At 62.1% G+C, this 17,951-nt stretch carries 16 protein-coding genes; 5 read left to right on the top strand and 11 right to left on the bottom strand.

Annotated elements, in window-relative coordinates; all coding sequences use genetic code 11:
• Positions 1-43: 43 nt before the first annotated feature.
• From J3A71_RS15130 to J3A71_RS15115, 4 genes are all read left to right on the top strand, one after another.
• The gene (locus J3A71_RS15130) at positions 44-1,402 is read left to right on the top strand and encodes a glutamine synthetase family protein (protein WP_023048145.1); all 1,359 of its coding nucleotides are present in this window, start codon (positions 44-46) and stop codon (positions 1,400-1,402) included.
• 66 nt (positions 1,403-1,468) lie between these two features.
• Entirely contained in the window at positions 1,469-2,557 is a 1,089-nt protein-coding gene (locus J3A71_RS15125; RefSeq protein WP_016487243.1) for a polyamine ABC transporter substrate-binding protein, read from the top strand.
• Positions 2,558-2,570: 13 nt separating this feature from the next.
• Complete coding sequence (locus J3A71_RS15120) at positions 2,571-3,866, top strand: FAD-binding oxidoreductase (RefSeq protein WP_016487244.1); 1,296 nt, start codon at positions 2,571-2,573, stop codon at positions 3,864-3,866.
• A 144-nt stretch (positions 3,867-4,010) separates the two neighbouring features.
• On the top strand, positions 4,011-4,688 hold the full coding sequence (locus tag J3A71_RS15115) for a DUF3313 domain-containing protein (protein WP_016487245.1): 678 nt from the start codon (positions 4,011-4,013) through the stop codon (positions 4,686-4,688).
• A gap of 165 nt (positions 4,689-4,853) precedes the next feature.
• On the opposite strand, the gene J3A71_RS15110 is transcribed toward J3A71_RS15115, so the two are convergent.
• Positions 4,854-6,230, bottom strand: a complete 1,377-nt coding sequence (locus J3A71_RS15110) for an L-serine ammonia-lyase (protein ID WP_016487246.1) — start codon at positions 6,228-6,230, stop codon at positions 4,854-4,856.
• A 147-nt stretch (positions 6,231-6,377) separates the two neighbouring features.
• Here J3A71_RS15110 and J3A71_RS15105 point away from each other — a divergent pair, with 147 nt between their 5' ends.
• The gene (locus J3A71_RS15105; protein WP_016487247.1) at positions 6,378-7,319 is read left to right on the top strand and encodes a LysR substrate-binding domain-containing protein; all 942 of its coding nucleotides are present in this window, start codon (positions 6,378-6,380) and stop codon (positions 7,317-7,319) included.
• Between the two features lie 120 nt (positions 7,320-7,439).
• On the opposite strand, the gene J3A71_RS15100 is transcribed toward J3A71_RS15105, so the two are convergent.
• The 10 genes from J3A71_RS15100 to J3A71_RS15055 form a co-directional block, all read right to left on the bottom strand.
• Positions 7,440-8,861, bottom strand: coding sequence for an undecaprenyl-phosphate glucose phosphotransferase (locus J3A71_RS15100; protein ID WP_209952993.1), 1,422 nt, complete (start codon positions 8,859-8,861; stop codon positions 7,440-7,442).
• A 156-nt stretch (positions 8,862-9,017) separates the two neighbouring features.
• Positions 9,018-9,776, bottom strand: a complete 759-nt coding sequence (locus J3A71_RS15095; RefSeq protein ID WP_096426102.1) for a WecB/TagA/CpsF family glycosyltransferase — start codon at positions 9,774-9,776, stop codon at positions 9,018-9,020.
• A complete protein-coding gene (locus J3A71_RS15090; protein ID WP_096426103.1) occupies positions 9,776-10,963 on the bottom strand; it encodes a glycosyltransferase family 2 protein in 1,188 nt (395 codons plus the stop codon). The genes J3A71_RS15095 and J3A71_RS15090 overlap by 1 nt, the downstream gene beginning before the upstream one ends.
• Positions 10,960-12,162 (bottom strand): glycosyltransferase, encoded by a 1,203-nt coding sequence (locus J3A71_RS15085; protein ID WP_016487251.1) that lies wholly within the window; start codon positions 12,160-12,162, stop codon positions 10,960-10,962. Before J3A71_RS15085 ends, J3A71_RS15090 begins: the two co-directional genes overlap by 4 nt.
• 49 nt (positions 12,163-12,211) lie before the next feature.
• Positions 12,212-13,216, bottom strand: coding sequence for a VirK/YbjX family protein (locus J3A71_RS15080; protein ID WP_024717499.1), 1,005 nt, complete (start codon positions 13,214-13,216; stop codon positions 12,212-12,214).
• Positions 13,217-13,225: 9 nt separating this feature from the next.
• Positions 13,226-14,203 (bottom strand): glycosyltransferase family A protein, encoded by a 978-nt coding sequence (locus J3A71_RS15075; RefSeq protein WP_016487253.1) that lies wholly within the window; start codon positions 14,201-14,203, stop codon positions 13,226-13,228.
• A 5-nt stretch (positions 14,204-14,208) separates the two neighbouring features.
• On the bottom strand, positions 14,209-14,733 hold the full coding sequence (locus J3A71_RS15070) for a serine acetyltransferase (protein WP_096426104.1): 525 nt from the start codon (positions 14,731-14,733) through the stop codon (positions 14,209-14,211).
• 8 nt (positions 14,734-14,741) lie between these two features.
• On the bottom strand, positions 14,742-15,698 hold the full coding sequence (locus tag J3A71_RS15065; protein WP_096426105.1) for a glycosyltransferase family 2 protein: 957 nt from the start codon (positions 15,696-15,698) through the stop codon (positions 14,742-14,744).
• On the bottom strand, positions 15,691-16,308 hold the full coding sequence (locus tag J3A71_RS15060; protein ID WP_016487256.1) for an acyltransferase: 618 nt from the start codon (positions 16,306-16,308) through the stop codon (positions 15,691-15,693). Before J3A71_RS15060 ends, J3A71_RS15065 begins: the two co-directional genes overlap by 8 nt.
• Positions 16,309-16,412: 104 nt before the next feature.
• On the bottom strand, positions 16,413-17,879 hold the full coding sequence (locus tag J3A71_RS15055) for a GMC family oxidoreductase (RefSeq protein WP_096426106.1): 1,467 nt from the start codon (positions 17,877-17,879) through the stop codon (positions 16,413-16,415).
• Positions 17,880-17,951 lie beyond the last annotated feature (72 nt).

The following is a 17,951-nucleotide window of genomic DNA, read 5'->3' as shown; positions in this document are numbered from 1 at the left end:
CAAAAGCGTCGCTCCCACACTAAAACCCAACCAAGAGGTCTGTATGAACGCCCCCTTCGATCAGCTGTACACCTGGCTGAAAGAACACCGCATCACCGAAGTCGAATGCGTGATCAGCGACCTGACCGGCATCGCCCGCGGCAAGATCGCGCCCACCGCCAAGTTCCTCCACGAGCGTGGCATGCGCCTGCCCGAAAGCGTGCTGCTGCAGACGGTCACCGGCGACTACGTTGACGATGACATCTACTACAACCTGCTCGATGCCGCCGACATCGACATGGTCTGCCGGCCCGACCCCTGCGCCGTGTACCAGATCCCGTGGGCGATCGAGCCAACTGCGATCGTGATCCACGACACCTTCGACAAGCAAGGCAACCCCATCGAACTGTCGCCGCGCAACGTGCTGAAGAAAGTGCTCAAGCTCTACGCCGACAAGGGCTGGCAGCCGATCGTCGCGCCCGAGATGGAGTTCTACCTCACCAAGCGCTGTGAAGACCCGGACTTGCCACTGCAGGTGCCGCTGGGGCGTTCTGGTCGTGCCGAAAGCGGTCGCCAGTCGTTCTCGATCGATGCCGCCAACGAATTCGACCCGCTGTTCGAGGACGTCTACGACTGGTGCGAGATCCAGGGCCTGGACCTGGATACGCTGATCCACGAAGACGGCCCGGCGCAGATGGAAATCAACTTCCGCCACGGCGACGCGCTGGACCTGGCCGACCAGATCACCGTGTTCAAGCGCACCATGCGCGAAGCGGCGCTCAAGCACAACGTGGCCGCCACTTTCATGGCCAAACCGATCACGGACGAGCCTGGCAGTGCCATGCACTTGCACCAGAGCGTGGTCGACATCGCCACCGGCAAGCCAATCTTTGCCAATGATGACGGCAGCATGAGCCAGCTGTTCCTGCACCACATCGGCGGTTTGCAAAAGTACATCCCCAAGCTGTTGCCGATGTTCGCGCCCAACGTCAACTCGTTCCGTCGCTTTTTGCCCGACACCTCGGCGCCGGTCAACGTCGAATGGGGTGAAGAAAACCGTACCGCCGGGCTGCGCGTACCCACCTCCAGCCCAGAGGCAATGCGCGTGGAAAACCGCCTGCCGGGCGCCGATGCCAACCCTTACCTGGCCATCGCTGCAAGCCTGCTGTGCGGCTATCTGGGCATGGTCGAACAGCTCGATCCAAGCGCACCTGTGCAGGGCCGCGCCTACGAACGGCGCAACCTGCGCCTGCCGATCACCATCGAAGACGCCCTGCAGCACATGGAAGACTGCGAAACCGTGCAGCAGTACCTGGGCAAGCAGTTCGTCCAGGGCTATGTGGCGGTCAAACGTGCCGAGCATGAGAACTACAAGCGGGTCATCAGCTCCTGGGAGCGTGAGTTCCTGATGATGAGCGTCTGACCCACCCGGGGCGCTGTGCGCCCCCAGTACACCAAACTCAAAGAACAAGACCAACGAGGTGTCCCCATGCGTCATTTGCAAGCCCTGATCCCCGCTGCGTTCGCCCTGCTGTTCGCCACCACCACCCAGGCCACCCCCTCGGTCAGTGTGTACAACTGGACCGACTACATCGGTGACACCACCCTGGCTGACTTCCAGGCCAGCAGCGGGATCAAGGTGGTTTATGACGTGTTTGACTCCAACGAAACCCTCGAAGGCAAGCTGCTGGCCGGGCGCACCGGTTACGACGTGGTGGTGCCGTCCAACCACTTCCTCGCCCGCCAGGCCCAGGCCGGCGCCTTCCTGCCGCTGGACCGCAGCAAGCTGCCGAACTGGCAACACCTGGACCCCAAGCTGCTCAAGCAGCTTGAACAGAACGACCCCGGCAACCAGTACGCTGTGCCCTACCTGTGGGGCACCAACGGCATCGGCTACAACGTCGACAAGGTCAAGGCAGCCTTGGGCATCGACCATATCGACTCGTGGGCGGTGCTGTTCGAGCCCGAAAACCTGAAAAAGCTCAAGCAATGCGGCGTGGCCTTCATGGATTCGCCCGACGAACTGTTCCCGGCGATGCTCAACTACCTGGGCCTTGACCCACGCAGCGAAAAACCGGCCGACTACGCCAAGGCTGAAGCACGCTTGCTCGAACTGCGGCCCTACATCACTTACTTCCATTCATCCAAATACGTGTCCGACCTGGCCAATGGCGATGTCTGCGTGGCCTTCGGCTATTCCGGTGACGTGTTCCAGGCCGCCAACCGCGCCGTGGAGGCGAAGAACGGCGTAAAAGTCGCCTACAGCATCCCCAAGGAAGGCAGCAACCTGTGGTTCGACCTGCTGGCCATTCCCAAGGACGCCAGCAACCCCGAGCAGGCGCTGGCCTTCATCAATTACCTGCTCGACCCGAAAGTGATCGCCAACGTCAGTGCCACGGTCGGTTATGCCAACGCCAACCCCGACGCCAAGGCCTACATGGATGCATCGCTGGTGCACAACCCTGAGATCTATCCTCCCCAGGACGTGCTGGACAAGCTCTACATCTCCAGCACCCCGAGCCCGAAGATCATGCGCGTCATGACCCGCTCCTGGAGCAAGATCAAGTCCAACCGCTGAGCCGAGAACGCCCATGTCTTTCGATTCCCAACACACTGCTTCGTACTACGCTGCCACGGCACGCAACGCGGCGCCCTACCCAACCCTGGACGGCGAACTGACGGCTGATGTGTGCGTGGTCGGCGGCGGGCTGACCGGCGTCAACACCGCCCTGGAACTGGCTGAACGTGGCTTGTCGGTGGTGCTGCTGGAAGGCCGGCGCATTGGCTGGGGCGCCAGCGGGCGCAATGGCGGCCAGCTGATTCGCGGCATCGGCCATGACGTCAGCGGTTTCACCCGGCATGTCGGTCAGGATGGGGTGCGCTACCTCAAGCAGGCCGGCATCGATTCGGTGGCGCTGGTGGCCAGCCGCATCGCCCAGTACGGCATTGCCTGCGACCTGCGCTGGGGTTTCTGCGAACTGGCCAACACGCCTGAGCAGTTCGCTGCCTTCAAGGACGAGCAGGATGACCTGGCAGCGCTTGGCTATCGCCCTGAAACCCGCCTTGTAAGCCCTGGGCAGTTGCATGAAATTGTCGCCAGCGACCAGTACGCCGGCGGCCTGGTCGACATGGGTTCGGGCCACCTGCACCCGCTCGACCTGGTCCAGGGCGAAGCCCGTGCCGCCCATAGCCTGGGCGTGCGCATTTTCGAGCAAAGCCCCGTGCTGCGTATCGAGCACGGCCCGCGCGTGACCTTGCACACGGCCCGTGGCAAGGTGCGGGCAAGCAGCCTGGTGCTGGGCTGCAACGCTCACCTCGATGAACTGGAGCCGCGGCTGAGCGGCAAGGTGCTGCCAGCCGGCAGTTACGTGGTGGCCACCGAACCGTTGCCCGAACCGCTGGCGACCACACTGATCCCGCAGAACATGGCGCTGTGCGACCAGAAGGTCGGCCTGGACTACTACCGCCTCACGGCAGACCGCCGCCTGCTGTTCGGCGGGGCCTGCCACTACTCCGGCCGCGACCCCAAAGACATCGCCGCCTACATGCGGCCCAAAGTGCTGAAGGTGTTCCCGCAACTGGCCAACGTGCGCATTGACTACCAGTGGGGCGGCATGATCGGCATCACCGCCAACCGCTTCCCCCAGGTCGGGCGCCTGAGCCAGCACCCTAATGTGTATTACGCCCAGGGTTATTCCGGGCACGGGCTGAACGTGACGCACTGGACGGCAAAACTGCTGGCCGAAAGCATCGCCCTCGGCCACAGCCAGGGCCTGGATGTGTTCAGCGCCGTGCCCCACCTGACGTTCCCTGGCGGCAAGGCGCTGCGCTCGCCGCTACTGGCACTGGGCATGCTGTGGTACCGGTTGCGCGAAGCGCTGGGTTGAGTGCGCTGCAAAGGACGCGGTGCCCGAGAGAAGGGGCGCCGCCACTCTTTCCGCTTTCCACAGGGGATTGAACTCGCCCACTGGCCAACTGTCGCGCACCTGCTAGCGTTGTTCTGGCCGACCTCTCATGGATGCGCCTTCATCATGAAATCACTGCCTCGCATTACCCTGTTGTGCGCCGCACTGCTTGCCGTGGCCGCCTGCTCCAGCAATCGCGTGGACCCCAAGGATTATTCCGGCTTCCTCAAGGACTACAGCCGGTTGCAAGAAGCCAAGAGCCCGTCGGGTGACCCGGTGATGCGCTGGATCGACCCCAAGGTCAATATCAACCAGTACAGCCAGGTGTTCATCGAGCCCAGCCAGTTCTACCCCAAGCCGCAGCCGACAGCGGTTATCTCGCAGCAGACGCTGCAGGAAATCACCCGCTACTTCAATGAAGCGCTGCGCCGTGAACTCGGTAGCGTGATGCCCTTGGCCAAGGGGCCCGGCCCGGGTGTGATCGTGGTGCGCCCGGCAATCACGGCGGTGTCCACCAGCAATGAAGGCCTCAAGCCCTATGAAGTGATCCCCATTGCGCTCATTTCGGCAGGTGTGAACACCGCCATGGGTGGACGTGACCAGGACGTGGATGTCGGCGTGGAGGCGGCGTTCCTGGACGGTGCCAGCCAGAAAGTGCTGGCCCAGGTGGTACGCAAAGGCGCGGGTCAGGAACTGGAAAACGATACCCAGAAGCTGACCTTGAATGACGTCAAGCCGGTACTCGATGGCTGGGCCAAGGACATGCGGGCGAGCTTCATTGAAGCCAGGCAGAAAGCCCGCTAAGGGCCGCCCGAACACAATACTTGTGGGAGCGGCCTCGCGTCGCGAAAGGGCTGCGAGGCAGCCACAGGATTCAAGCCCTGATATACAAAGTGCTGGGGCCGGTTTGCGGCCCTTTCGCGACGCAAGGCCGCTCCCACAAAAGACTGCATCGGCCGGTGAGTTTTCCTAGCACTCGACAAAGGCGACTGCCAGGCCGCCGCGCGAGGTCTCTTTGTAGTTGGCATGCATGTCCGCCCCGGTATCACGCATGGTGCGGATGACCCGGTCGAGCGAAATAAAGTGCTCGCCATCGCCGCGCAACGCCATCTGCACCGCGTTGATCGCCTTCACCGCAGCAATCGCATTGCGCTCGATGCACGGCACCTGCACCAGGCCGCCAACCGGGTCGCACGTGAGCCCCAGGTTGTGTTCCAGGGCAATCTCGGCCGCGTTTTCCAGCTGCGGCGGCGTGGCACTCAACACCTGTGCAAGGCCGGCAGCGGCCATCGAACACGCCGAGCCCACCTCACCCTGGCAGCCGACCTCGGCACCGGAAATCGACGCGTTTTTCTTGCACAGTATGCCCACGGCCGCTGCCGCCAGCAGGAAGTCCACTACATCCGCATCGCAGGCGACCGGGTTGAATTTCATGTAATAGTGCAACACCGCCGGGATGATACCGGCCGCGCCGTTGGTGGGCGCGGTGACCATGCGCCCGCCGGCGGCATTCTCCTCATTCACCGCCAGGGCGAACAGGTTGACCCATTCCATGGCGCTGAGCGTCGAACCAATCACGTTGGGCTTGCCCAGTTCCTGCAGGCTGCGGTGCAGCCGCGCGGCGCGGCGCTTGACGTGCAGCCCGCCAGGCAGGATGCCTTCGTTGCGCAGCCCGTTGTCAACGCACTCTTGCATCGCCGCCCAGATGCGCAGCAGGCCTTCACGTACTTGCGCCTCCGGGCGCCAGGCACATTCGTTGGCCATCATCAGCTGCGCCACGCTCAAGCCGTGGGCTTTGCACAAGGCCAGCAACTGGGCAGCACTGTCGAACTCATAAGGCAGCACAACAGTATGGGTTTCGCCTGCCGGGGCATCCAGTTCGCCCTGTTCAACAATGAAGCCGCCACCTACCGAATAGTAGGTCTGCAGCAGCAGGCTGCTCTCCCCGTCCAGTGCTTCCAGGCTCATGGCATTGGGGTGGTAAGGCAGGCTCTCGTCGAGCAGCAGCAGGTCGCGGCCATACTCGAAAGCCACCGGGTGGCTGCCATCCAGCATCAGGCAATGCTCCTGCAACACCTGACCAACGCGCGACTCGATGGTGGCCGGGTCTATGCGGTCCGGCCACTGGCCCATCAGGCCAAGCAGGCAGGCGCGATCGGTAGCGTGGCCAACCCCGGTGGCCGACAGCGAGCCATACAACCGCACTTCGACGCGCGACACCTGTGCCAGCAGCCCCTGCTCACGCAGGGCCTGGGCAAACGTCGCCGCTGCCCGCATCGGGCCGACGGTGTGGGAACTGGACGGCCCGATGCCGATTTTGAAAAGGTCGAAAACACTGATAGCCATGCTAATGCCTGACCGTACCCTGATTTGAATCCACAGCACGGTTTAGTGAATGAAATTGAGCGGTATTGCGATTTTGCGCGATACTGACGCGCTGGCTCACGGATGACCAACGAATCTTTCTAAGCAAGCCTTTAGTGGTGCTAAACGATGCGACGACAACTCAATGGCCAGGTGTTTGTCTGGCTGCATGTATTCGCCTGTGCAGCCCGGCACCTGTCCTTTACCCGCTGCGCCGAAGAGCTGCACATCACCCCTGGCGCGGTCAGCCAGCAGATGCGCCAGCTGGAAGAACGCCTGGGTTACCGGCTGTTTCTGCGCCGCGCGCGCGGCGTGGAACTGAGTGCCGAAGGGCAACGCCTGGCCCAGACGGTGGCCGAGGCTTACGGCAGTATCGAAGCTGAACTGCTGCGCCTGGACGCCGGTGAAATACGCGGCACCTTGCGCGTGCGCTCGATTCCGTCATTTCTGGCCAAATGGCTTACCCCGCGCCTGCCACGCTTTCAGCAGCGGTATCCGGACATCGAGCTGCGCCTGGTGGCCGAAGACAGCGCCCAGGCATTGACACCAGGCGATTTCGACCTGGCTATCGACCTGAATGATGGCAGCTACCCGGGGATGCTCTCGACACCGCTGCTGGACGAACAGATTTTCCCGGTGTGCTCACCCACCCTGCTGCGCGGGCGCCCCCCCCTGCATGGGCCGGCGGACCTGGTGCACTACCCGCTGCTGCACGACATTACCGCCTGGCGGGGCAGCTCGGAGTATGCGGAGTGGGAGTTCTACCTGGACGGGATTGGCGCCGCCGGCCTGGATGTGCGGCGTGGACATACCTTCAACCGCAACCACCTCACCATCGAGGCGGCAATTGCCGGTATTGGTGTAGCGATCGCCCGGCGCACACTGCTCAATGACGAACTGGAGCGCGGCGCGCTGATCGTGCCGTTTGGCGTGCCGATCGCCAACCACAAACGCTACGTGGTGCATTACCCGCCAGGCGGGTTGAACCAGCCGGGCGCGCGGGCGGTGCATGACTGGCTGGTGGAAGAGGCGCGAGGGTTCAGGGAGTTGCATCCGCTGAACAAGGAATAGAGGCTCTGTGGGAGCGGGCCTGCCCCGCGAACACCGGCCAAGCCGGTGCCATGCACCGCGTGCCTGCTATTGGCGGGACAAGCCCGCGCCCACAACACTGCTGCCGGGATTGCACTTTAATTAATATGCCTGCTTACCGGTAAACGCATTCAACGTGCGTACCAGAATCACAAAATCCAGCCACAGCGACCAGTTGTTGATGTACTCGATGTCCGAGTCCACCCGCTGGATCATCTGCTCAATGTCCTTGGTCTCCCCCCTGAAACCGCGCACTTGCGCCAGGCCGGTCATGCCCGGCTTGATGTTGTGGCGGGCAAAGTAATCGACGATGTCCTGGGAATACAACGTGTCATGTTGCAACGCATGTGGCCGTGGCCCAACCAGCGACATTTCCCCGGTCAGCACGTTGAACAACTGTGGCAGTTCATCAAGGCTGGTACGGCGGATGAAGGCGCCAATTTTAGTCAGCCGCGGGTCATTCTTCTGCGCCTGTTTAACCACGCCATTGTCCGGCAGGTGAACGTGCATGCTTCTGAACTTCCAGATACGGAACGACTCGCCCGTCCAGCCCGTGCGCTCCTGGCGGAAGAACACCGGCCCGCGACTGGTGAGTTTGATGGCCAGCGCAACGCCCAGCAATACAGGCGATGCACACAACAGTATCAATGCCGCCAACACGCGGTCCTCGATATTTTTCAGGAACAGGCTCATGCCCGTCAACGGCGTTTCAGAAAGGGTCAGCACAGGAATGCCGGCAATTTCCCGCACGCTGTGATTGATAAGGCGCAACGAAAAGATATCCGGCACCCAGTTCACAGCGATGCATTTGTCGAGCAACTTGAAGTACACATCGTTGATGACCTCTGAGCCCCCCAGCGGGGTCACCAGGTAGACGGTGCGAATGCCATGTCGGGCAACGATTTCATCCAGCTCTGCAATGTGCCCAAGCACGGGCAGGCGTTGCTTGCCCTCGGCACTTTCCTGCCCCTGTTCGCCGGCTTTGTCAGTCAGCACACACCCCAGCACCCGTTCGCCAAACCAGGGGTTGTTGCTGATCTTCTGGTAAAGAAAATTGGCCAGATCGCCGTTGCCGATAATCAGGGCGTTGTCCAGGCGCGCATGCGCGGTAAAGCGTTTTTGCAGTTCACGAACCGCAAAATGCAAGAACAACTGGGCAATATAACCAATGATAAACAACTGCACGACCAACAACCGGGAGTAGGTTTCACTCTGTTTGGTCAAAAACGCCATGACCACAAGAAAACAGAACGTCGCCGACCACGCCTTGAACAGGCGGAACGCCTTGATCGAAAGGCCAACGTTGGTACGGTAGATTGCATAATGGTCGTAGATGACCGCCAGTGCGCCAATCAGCAACAGCAGCATGATTACATAATCGGAGGTAATGTAACCAAACTGGTCATAGATGAGGTACCAGGCAATACCGGTGACTGCAATACCATCAAGCCCCGCCTGAATGGCGTTACTGACGCTGCTTCTTCTCTGGAGTAAGGAACGACTGCTTCTGGGTTCGAAAACCATTTCAGACCTCATCTATTTGAGCGTAGCAAGTGCCGTCCATCAAACATCAAGCCTTGAAAACAGCTTATTCAACGCCAGTGAAGCAGGATCGTGCAGCCCCCAAACCACTGATCTCACTGTAGCAGCCACCCGCCATCAGCGCGGATTTTGGCCGATTCATAGGGTTCCACTGGCCGAATCGGCTGGCTTGCGGCACAGCAGGGTGCGCAGCAAGAACAATGGGTTACCCACCACATAACGCATGAACAGGCGCTTCGGCTCGCGTAACAGCCGGTAGGCCCACTCGCCCCCCAAATGCCGCAGCCACTGCGGTGCCCGGCTGACCTTACCACCCAGGAAATCCAGAATCGCCCCGCCGCACACAATCAGGCATGGCCCGCCGACAGCTGCCAACCTGGCCGCCACCGCTTCCTGTTTGGGCATGCCCATCCCCAGCACGATGAGCTCCGGTTGGCGTTCACGGGCCAGTTGCAGGTAGGTGTCGATGCTGGCAAAGCCATCGTGGACCGATACCGGCACCACGCCAAACAAAGCTTCGCTGCGTTGCACAGCCTGGTTCAGGTACGGTTGCTGCGTGCCCCAGAATGCTACCCGTCGTCCGCGGTATGCCTCCATGAGGCTGGGAATGAAGTCGGTGCCATTCATGTTGAGCCCAGGCTCCAGGCCCAACCGGCGATAAAGGATCGCCATGCCAGAGCCGTCGCGCAACAGCACATCGGCCGCCGACAACGCCTGGCAATACGCGCCGTCGCGCACCACCAGGTTCATTGCGTGGGCATTGACGAAGCCCAGTACGGTTGCAGAGTCCGGGGTGGCAAGCCTGTCGAGCAGGCGTTGCGCTGCAGCGCTGTCAGGCACCACCTCCAGCGTGTCGATAATACCCCGCCAGCGTTTCTGCCATTGCCACTGAGCCATCAGTCATCATCCCGTTTGGAGCGCACCCATTCGACCTGGCGCTTGATCAGGAACCCCAGGTACAGGGGGATTTTCCTTGCGGCGTAAAAAGGCGCGTACAGCAGCACGGAAAACGGGATCAGCTCACGGCAGAAGCGTGCCCACGCCAGCACAACGGCAAGGCCGAGCATGACCAGCGCAGCCAGTGCGATCCACGCAGGCGCCGCATGGCCTGACAGCAGGTAGGCCAGCCAGGTCACCAGGTTGAGCCCCAGCAACGCCAGCACCAGTAGCGCCAGCGGTGGCACCAGCAGGTCCAGGGTCATGGCCAGCAGGCTACCGTTGCGCTGGCGGATGGCGGCCAGCGCACGCTTGGGCGCATCCGCCAGCATCAAGCCCAGGTGGCCATGCTCCCAGCGGGTGCGCTGGCTGTTCATGCCTTGCTGGCTTGCAGGGAACTGGCTGGTGACCAACGCCTCGGGGCAGAACACCGGCGGCTTGCCCTGCTGGCACAGGTCCAGGCCCAGCTTTACATCCTCCACCAAGTGCCCATTGGCCAGGTTGATGAGGGCCAGGTCGTGCCAACCGAATGCCATGCCTGCCCCCATCAATTGGCACGGTAGCCCCAGCCGGGCCCAGCCACGCGGCCGTACCAGGTTCTTGACCCGCCAGGCAAACTCGGCCACCTGTACCTTCAGCCCGCTACCGGCGGGTGCGCGCATCAGGTAAAGCGCCTGCACCGGGCGTTGGGCCTGGTGATAACGACGCGCCAGGCAGTCAATCGCCCCCTCGCCTACCTGGCAGTCGGCGTCCACCACAATTACCACCTCGGGCGGCTGTTCGGCCAGGTGGCGTACGCCGAAGTCCAGCGCGTAGCCTTTGCCACGTCGCAACGTATCAAAGCGCTCGACCACCTCGGCGCCGGCCTCACGGGCCAGCCGCGCCGTGTCGTCCGTGCAGTTGTCGGCCACCACCAGCAAGCGGTCGCCTGGCAGCAACTGCGGGGTTACGCTCGCCAGCGTTGCACGAATGATCGCAGCCTCATCATGGGCCGGTACCAACACTGCCACCCGCGGACGCACGCTGACGCCCAAGGGCCGCGTGCGCGGCGGCAGGCAAGCCAGCAGCATCTGCAAGAAAAACACAGACACAGGCACAAAGGCGATCACCGCCAGCAGGCCCAGTAACCAACTCAATACACTCATCATGCGGATGCCTTGAAATAGCCGGCCAGCTTGGCCGCCTCGGTGTCGATATCATGCCGTTGCAGCACGCGCTGGTAAGCCGCCTCGCCCATGCGCTGCAGCGCTTCGGCGGGTTGCGCAAGGCACTCGGCCATGGCCTGGGCCAGTTCCTCCACGGCGCCAGCGGGGAACAGCCAGCCGTTTTCGCCGGGGCGCACCAGCTCCGGGATACCCGCCACATAGGTGGTCAATACGGGTCGGCGCAAGGCCATGGCCTCCATGATCACCACCGGCAGGCCCTCGGCGAAGCTGGGCAATACCAGCGCACGTGCGGCAAGGATTTCCTCGCGCACCTGTGCGCTGCTGATCCAGCCGGTGATGCGCACGTGCTGCTGCAAGCCATGACGGGTAATCAGAGCCTCGATTTGCTCGCGCATCTCGCCGTCACCCGCCAGGACCAGTTCGAAGGCAATCGACTGCTGCGCAAGCTGACGCGCCGCCTCAAGCAGCAACAGCTGGCCTTTCTGTTCACAGAGCCGGCCGACGCACACCAGCTGCGGCACCGCCGGCACGTTGACCGGCGCCACCTCATGGAAACCTCGCTCCAGGCCACAATGCACCACTTTCACTTTGGCCCAGTGCTCGTGCGCCACCCAGCGAAACAGCTGGCTGCGCCCGTAGGAACTTACCGCTGCCACAAAAGCAGCACGCCGCACCTTCTCGCCCATGTGCAAGAACTGCGGCTTGTCGAACTCCTCCGGCCCGTGCACGGTAAAGCTGTAGGCGGGACCGCCCAGCAGGTGGGCCAGCATGACCACCTCGGTAGAGTTGGTGCCAAAATGGGCATGCACGTGCCTGGCCTCATCGGCCTGCAGCCACTGCAACAGCTGGCAGGCCTCAGCCAGGTACACCAGGTGGTACGGCCACGGACGGTCAGCACGCCGGCCAAGGCGCATGGCCAGCCTCAAGGCCTGGAAAAAGCGCCGCGGTTGCGCGCGCAGCACCTGCAACGCAGGCGTCAGCAACCCTTTTATGCCGCCTTGCAACACATAACGGGTCCTGGCCCGCTCGGCCGTGTCCTCGGCATCCTGCAACTCGGCATCCCACCCCCGCAAGGCAAAGCGTTGTACCTCTACGCCCTGGCGCTCCAGCGCCAGTATCTCGCGGCGGATGAAACTGTGGCTGACCTTCGGGTACTGATTGATGAAGTAAGCGATGCGCATACGAATCCAGATCCAAACCCGCTTGATGACCTACCTTCCCTGCCAACCCTCACTTCAGGCTGTCGACTACGGGCGGTTTGTCCACTGCCGATGCACTCACAGCAAATGCATCCCCCTGTTTTCCTTGTAGTCCAAGGTTGTGACTGCTGCTCGGCAATGCTGCCTGCAAGCGTGAGAAAACATCGTCGAGCATCGCCTGACGGCGGCGGTACATCGCCCGCTTCTTTGCTGGAATGTCGCTTTCTGCTCGCTGCGCCGGGGCCAGCGGTACGGTGAAGAAGTCCGCCTGGTTCGAGGCGCTGGCGCCGTGTTCCTGCCAGATGACGTCATAGTTGGCCGCAAGGTCCTGGCCTTTGTCGCTGCCAAAATAAGCGTGCCGGTGGTGCCGGCAGGCATCGCTGACGGCATACAGGTGCGCGACACCCAACGCCCGGGCCAGGCACTTCAGCGCTTCGAGCACCAGGCTGCGCGGGCGCAGGCCCTCGAAGTCCTTGGTCAGGTCACGATAGATGGTCAGCGAGGTTTCACTGTCGATGCCCTTGTGGATGCCCTGCACGGCCCCGATGAACAGGTACAGCTCACCGTGGCTGCGGCACAGGGTGAACGCCAGTGAAGCCACCCGCAGGTCGCCCTGAAACAGGTTCAGCACCAACTCGCCTTCTCGCTTGAACCAGATCGGCCGGTCCAGCACCAGGCTGCAGCCTGGCGAATGGCTGGACAGCTCGCACAGCGTCAGGCTTTCGTCCCGCCCCAGCAGTAACAGCGTCGGAAACTGACCGGCCATTACTTCAAAGTGCGAAGCGATCACCGCCAGGCGCTGCGGGGCTTCCCAGGATTTGCTGAGGTAAGGCCACTGCACCACACCGATGCAGTCCACGCCCAAGCGCTGTACACCTTGCTCACCCAACGCCGCCGTCATGCGCTGCATGAAGCCATGCAGCTCAGGCCATTGCCTGGCAATCTGCAGCATCAACTTGTACTTGTTGTTCAACGCCCGCAACGAGTAGCCCGGTTGCAAGGTAAACACGCTTTTCACGAGGGTGCCGAGCATCATGGTCATCTCTCACTTGTACTCGATCAAAGCCGATTTGCCGGCCGCGAAGCGGTGGCGCAAGAACTTCACCTGGCCGAGCATTTCCGGGAACTTGCCCAGCACCAGGAACACTGCCTGGAGCCAGTTTTCGCGCGCCGACTTACTACCACGGCGCGCCAGGCGCACGGCCTGCAGCGGGTAGATCAACAGCAAAAGCAGGCCCCAGCCACCCAGCAGCAGGCAGGCCAGCACGATTACCAAGGGTACGCCCAGGCCCCATAACCAGGCCCGCCGCGACTCGCGCAACCAGTGTTGCTCGGGCGGCTGACCATGCAGGTAGGCCCCTTCTGCATAGGCATGGCCTGCACGCAGGCTGCGCCGCCACCACTGGCTGAAGCGGGTCATGGCGGCGTCGTGCAGGGTCATCTCGGCGGCCAGGCGCCAGACTTTCCAGCCCTTGGCCCGCAAACGCACGCACAGCTCAGGCTCCTCACCGGCGATCAGCTCGGCGCGAAAGCCCCCGACAGCAGCAAACGCGTCTGCCCGCATCAGCGCATCACCACCGCACGCCTTGGCCTCACCGATGGGGGTGTCCCACTCGAGGTCGCACAGCAGGTTGTACACCGAGCGTTCCGGGAAGCGCTCCCGCCGGCGACCGCACACCACCGCCACCTCGGGATGCTGGTCGAGAAACAGCTGCGCCGTGGCCAGCCAGTGGGCATCCACCTCGCAATCGCCATCAACAAACTGCACCAGTTGCATCGACGGCAGCAGCCGCTGCAAGGCGCTGAAACCTTCATTGCGCGCGCGGGCGGCGGTGAACGGGATGGCCATGTCCAGCGCCAATACCTCCACACCCAGGCTGCGGGCCAGCTGCAGCGAACTGTCGGTGGAGCCCGAGTCGACATACATGACCTTCCCAGCACCGTTTACCAGCGAGCGCAGGCAGCGCTCCAGGCGCGGGCCCTCGTTGCGGCCGATGACCACCACACCGATTGCAGCCGCCATGGGCGTCACTCGACGGGCGCCGTGGCAGCTGGCTGCCTGGCCTTGATGGTGGCCGGCACCCCTACCGCCAGGCAATTGTCCGGCACATCGGCCAGCACCACGGCATTGGCGCCGATGATCACGTTGTTGCCAATACGAATGCTGCCCAGCACTTTGGCCCCGGTACCAATATCGACGTTGTTGCCAAACACCGGGGCAATCGGTTCATCGACATTCTTCAAGCCCACTACCACGCCGTTGCGGATACGGCAGTCATCGCCAAACCGGGCATAACCACTGATGACGATGCCGCCAAAATGGTCGATGACGAAGTTGCGGCCAATCACCACTTCGCACGGCAGTTCGATACCGGTGATGATCTGCACGAACTTGAACAGCACCTTGTAGATCAACGAGAAGAGTTTGCGCAGCAGTGCCGGGCGCACGGTGTAGCGCCAGCGGCCGAAGCGATACACCAGCAGTACCCAGAAGCCCTGCGCCCCCCAATCCCCGCCATGGGCGCGCAGGTCGGCACGAATATTCTCGAACATGGCTTTACCTACCTTGTCGGTTGGCTGGCGTACCGGGTCTTGAACAACAGTGACCAGGTCGCCCGGCAATGACGCCAGCAGGCCTGAATCGCGCCCCAGCCGCGTCGCTTCAACAGCGCCTTGAGTGCCAGCACCAGGTCACCCAGGGTGACCAGCGCCATGTGCAGGGCAAGGCCCGCCACCCCGTGATGCTTGCGGAAATACAACAGCTCGCTTTCGATCTGGTAGGACGAGATCTGCCGGCTGGCCGCCTCCAGCTCGGCCACCGACTTGGAGCTTTCGCCCCCGATGTGCACCACGGTGGTATGCGGGTAGAACACGACTTTCCAGCCGGCTTCCTTCACCCGCTTGCAGTGGTCCACCTCTTCGTAATAAAGAAAATAACGCGGGTCGAACAGGCCCACCTTGTCCAGCACTTCGCGGCGCACCAGATAGAAGCAACCCGGTAACCAGTCACACTCGCGCACCGAGGCGTGGTCCCAGGTCATTTCATCGACCATCTTCAGCCCCGGGAAGAACCGCCCCAGCCCGGTACGCCCGACAAACACGTTGAGCGGCGTTGGGAAGTAGCGGCAGCTGGGCTGCAGATCGCCGTCGCGGCCTTCCAGGCGCACCCCTAGCACGCCGCACTCCGGGTGGGTGTCCATGTAGTCGAGGGTTTTTTGCAGGGAGTCGGCGGCAACGAAGGCATCGGTATTGAGCAGCAAGGCGTACTTGCCCTTCAGGTGCGCCAGCAACTGGTTATTGGCCCGGCCGAAGCCCACGTTCTGCTTGTTGCTCAGCAGCAGTGCCTCGGGGCACACCTGGGCCATGCGCTGCACCGAGTCATCGCGCGATGCGTTGTCTACTACCAGGTAACTGGCCAGCCGCTCGCTGTCGGCCCGGCGCAGCGCATCGAACATCGGCTGCAGCAGCCCGGCGGTATTGAAGTTGACCACCATGACATCCACTGGTTTGCTAGCCATTGTTGCCGTCCCCAAAGAAGTATTGCCGCCTTTGCGCCATCAACAGCGGTTCAACTTCCGGGTCGTAAGCGCCGTTGCGCTGTTTTACCAGTTCGATCCACGGGTAGCTTTCGCAACGCGCCTCGACCCGTTTGATCAGCTGCTCGGTGGTGCAGATGAACTGGGCCGGGTTGCCACCAAATACGGTGCCTGGCGGCACGTCCTTGGTCACCACCGCGCCGGCAGCCACGATCGATTCCGGGCCGATGGTCACGCGGGGCATGATGATCGCACCATGGCCGATGAAACAGTTGTCCTTGATATCAATGAAACCGACCGAATCCAGGTGCTTGCCAAAGCGATGTTCGATCAGTAAAACCACCCCGTCATGACCGATCAACGTACAGTCGGACAGGCCAACGCTGTTACCGATACGTACCAGCGAAGGGTCAAGGAATTTACAGCCTGTATTGACGAAGAAATTGCTGCCAACTGAGTGAAAGTTACCCCATCGGGCGAGATAGGCCCCCCATTCAAGACCAGAAGGGTTGCAGAACCTCCTGTAGAACTTGCCCCCGCGCCCGGTTGCATGGGCGTAGTGCGCCACTGCCTTGCGTATCCATCCCTTCATACTGCCTGGCCTCGCGATCTGAACAATCTGGAGTGTCCTGAGGCGTTCCGGTCTCGTTCTTCTAGGTGCTGACCGCAGCGCACTCAACCCGTGTACAACCTGCTTCACGCAGCGGCGCCGCTGGCCGCTCTCATCTTGGTATCGAGGTGGTCGGCCAGCCGCACGGCAAACTGCAACAGGGGCATGGTCGGGTTTGAGGCGCCACCTTTGGCAAAGATACTGCTGCCGGCGACATAAAGATTCTCGGTACCGAACACCTTGCAATTGGCATCCACAACGCCGAACTGCGGCGAGGCAGCCATGCGTGTGGTGCCCATGTGGTGGGCGTGCGGTGCCATCTTCAGTGGTATCGAAGTGTCGTAGACAAAGTCGTTAAGCTTGACGAAGCCCAGGTCCATGTCGGCGAACTGCTTGGCCAGTTCGCTGCCAATGCACTTGATGGTGTGTCGGTCATCGGCGCTCAGCGCCCAGTTGACATTGACCTTGGCCACCCCCAGTGCGTCCTGCTCGTCAAGCAGCGAGATGCGACTGTGCAGGTTGGGGAACTGCTCGATCATGGTGCTGATCACGCCGTCGCCGGGGCAGCTGAACTTGGCGACGAAGGCGATCTTGCCGGCAACCCCCATGTCACAGGCCAGGTTCTCCAGAAAATGCTTGACCTCGGCAGTGCGGCCATACGTCTGCACATCGGCCAGCAACGCGGCAGTGACATTGCCTTTACCGGCCTTGTACTCGTCGACAAAGGCATCGGTGGTGTAGTACTGGCGCGGCTCCGGGTCCTGCCCGGACTTCAGGATGAACGTGCCCAGGTCGATGTTGAGGTGCTCCATGAAACACCCGCCAACCAGCCCTTCCTTGTTCACCACGCCTGCCGCCACCAGCGTGTGGCTGTTGAGCAACTGCCGGGCATTTTCGATGGCACCGGTGGCCAGAATGAAGTTTCTGGCCACCAGGCGCTGACGATTGCGCTCGTAGTCGGATAGCACCACCGCAGTCAGATGGCCAGAGCCTTTGTCGAATTCCAGGTCTACGCAGTTGCAGTTGATGAAAACGTCCAGGCCTTTGGTCTGCTCCAGTGCCGTGGCGTACTTTTGCGCAAAGCGTGTGGGCGTGCTGAGCAGAAAGCGGTCCGCCTCGAAGTCACCGCCATCCAGGCCGGTGTTCATCGCACGAAAATCCGCGCCGGGTGGCAGGTCGACGATGTCCATGGCTGCCGGCAGGTAGCCCTCGATCTCCGAATAAGGAATAGGCCAACCCGGCAAGTCACCTGGCGGGCCGACGGTAAAGTCCGACGGGGTGAATGGCCGGCAACGGCCAGCCCAGTGGTTGGAGGTGCCCCCCAGATAACGCAGGCGGGTCTCCTCGGCATACAGCTCCAGGCCCGTGGACGCGCACGCGTACAACCCTTGCGAGTGCGGCGCATACTCGCGCCCCCCGCCTTCGGCGAGCAATACGTTCCAGCCGGCGGCGGCCAGGCGCAAGCCCAACGTGATACCCGCCGGGCCGGCACCGATGATGCAAAAATCGTAGTCGTCGCGCAGCGCCTTCTGCTGCTGAAAGTCCTTGATCATGCTGGCTCGTTCCGGAAATAACGGGAAGGCAATACCCAACCGTTGATCACCACGAACCCAGGCTGCTCGACA

This window comes from Pseudomonas sp. PvP089 (assembly GCF_017875165.1).
Classification (GTDB): Bacteria; Pseudomonadota; Gammaproteobacteria; order Pseudomonadales; family Pseudomonadaceae; genus Aquipseudomonas; species Aquipseudomonas fortuita.
This window is presented reverse-complemented; position numbering and strand designations above follow the sequence as displayed.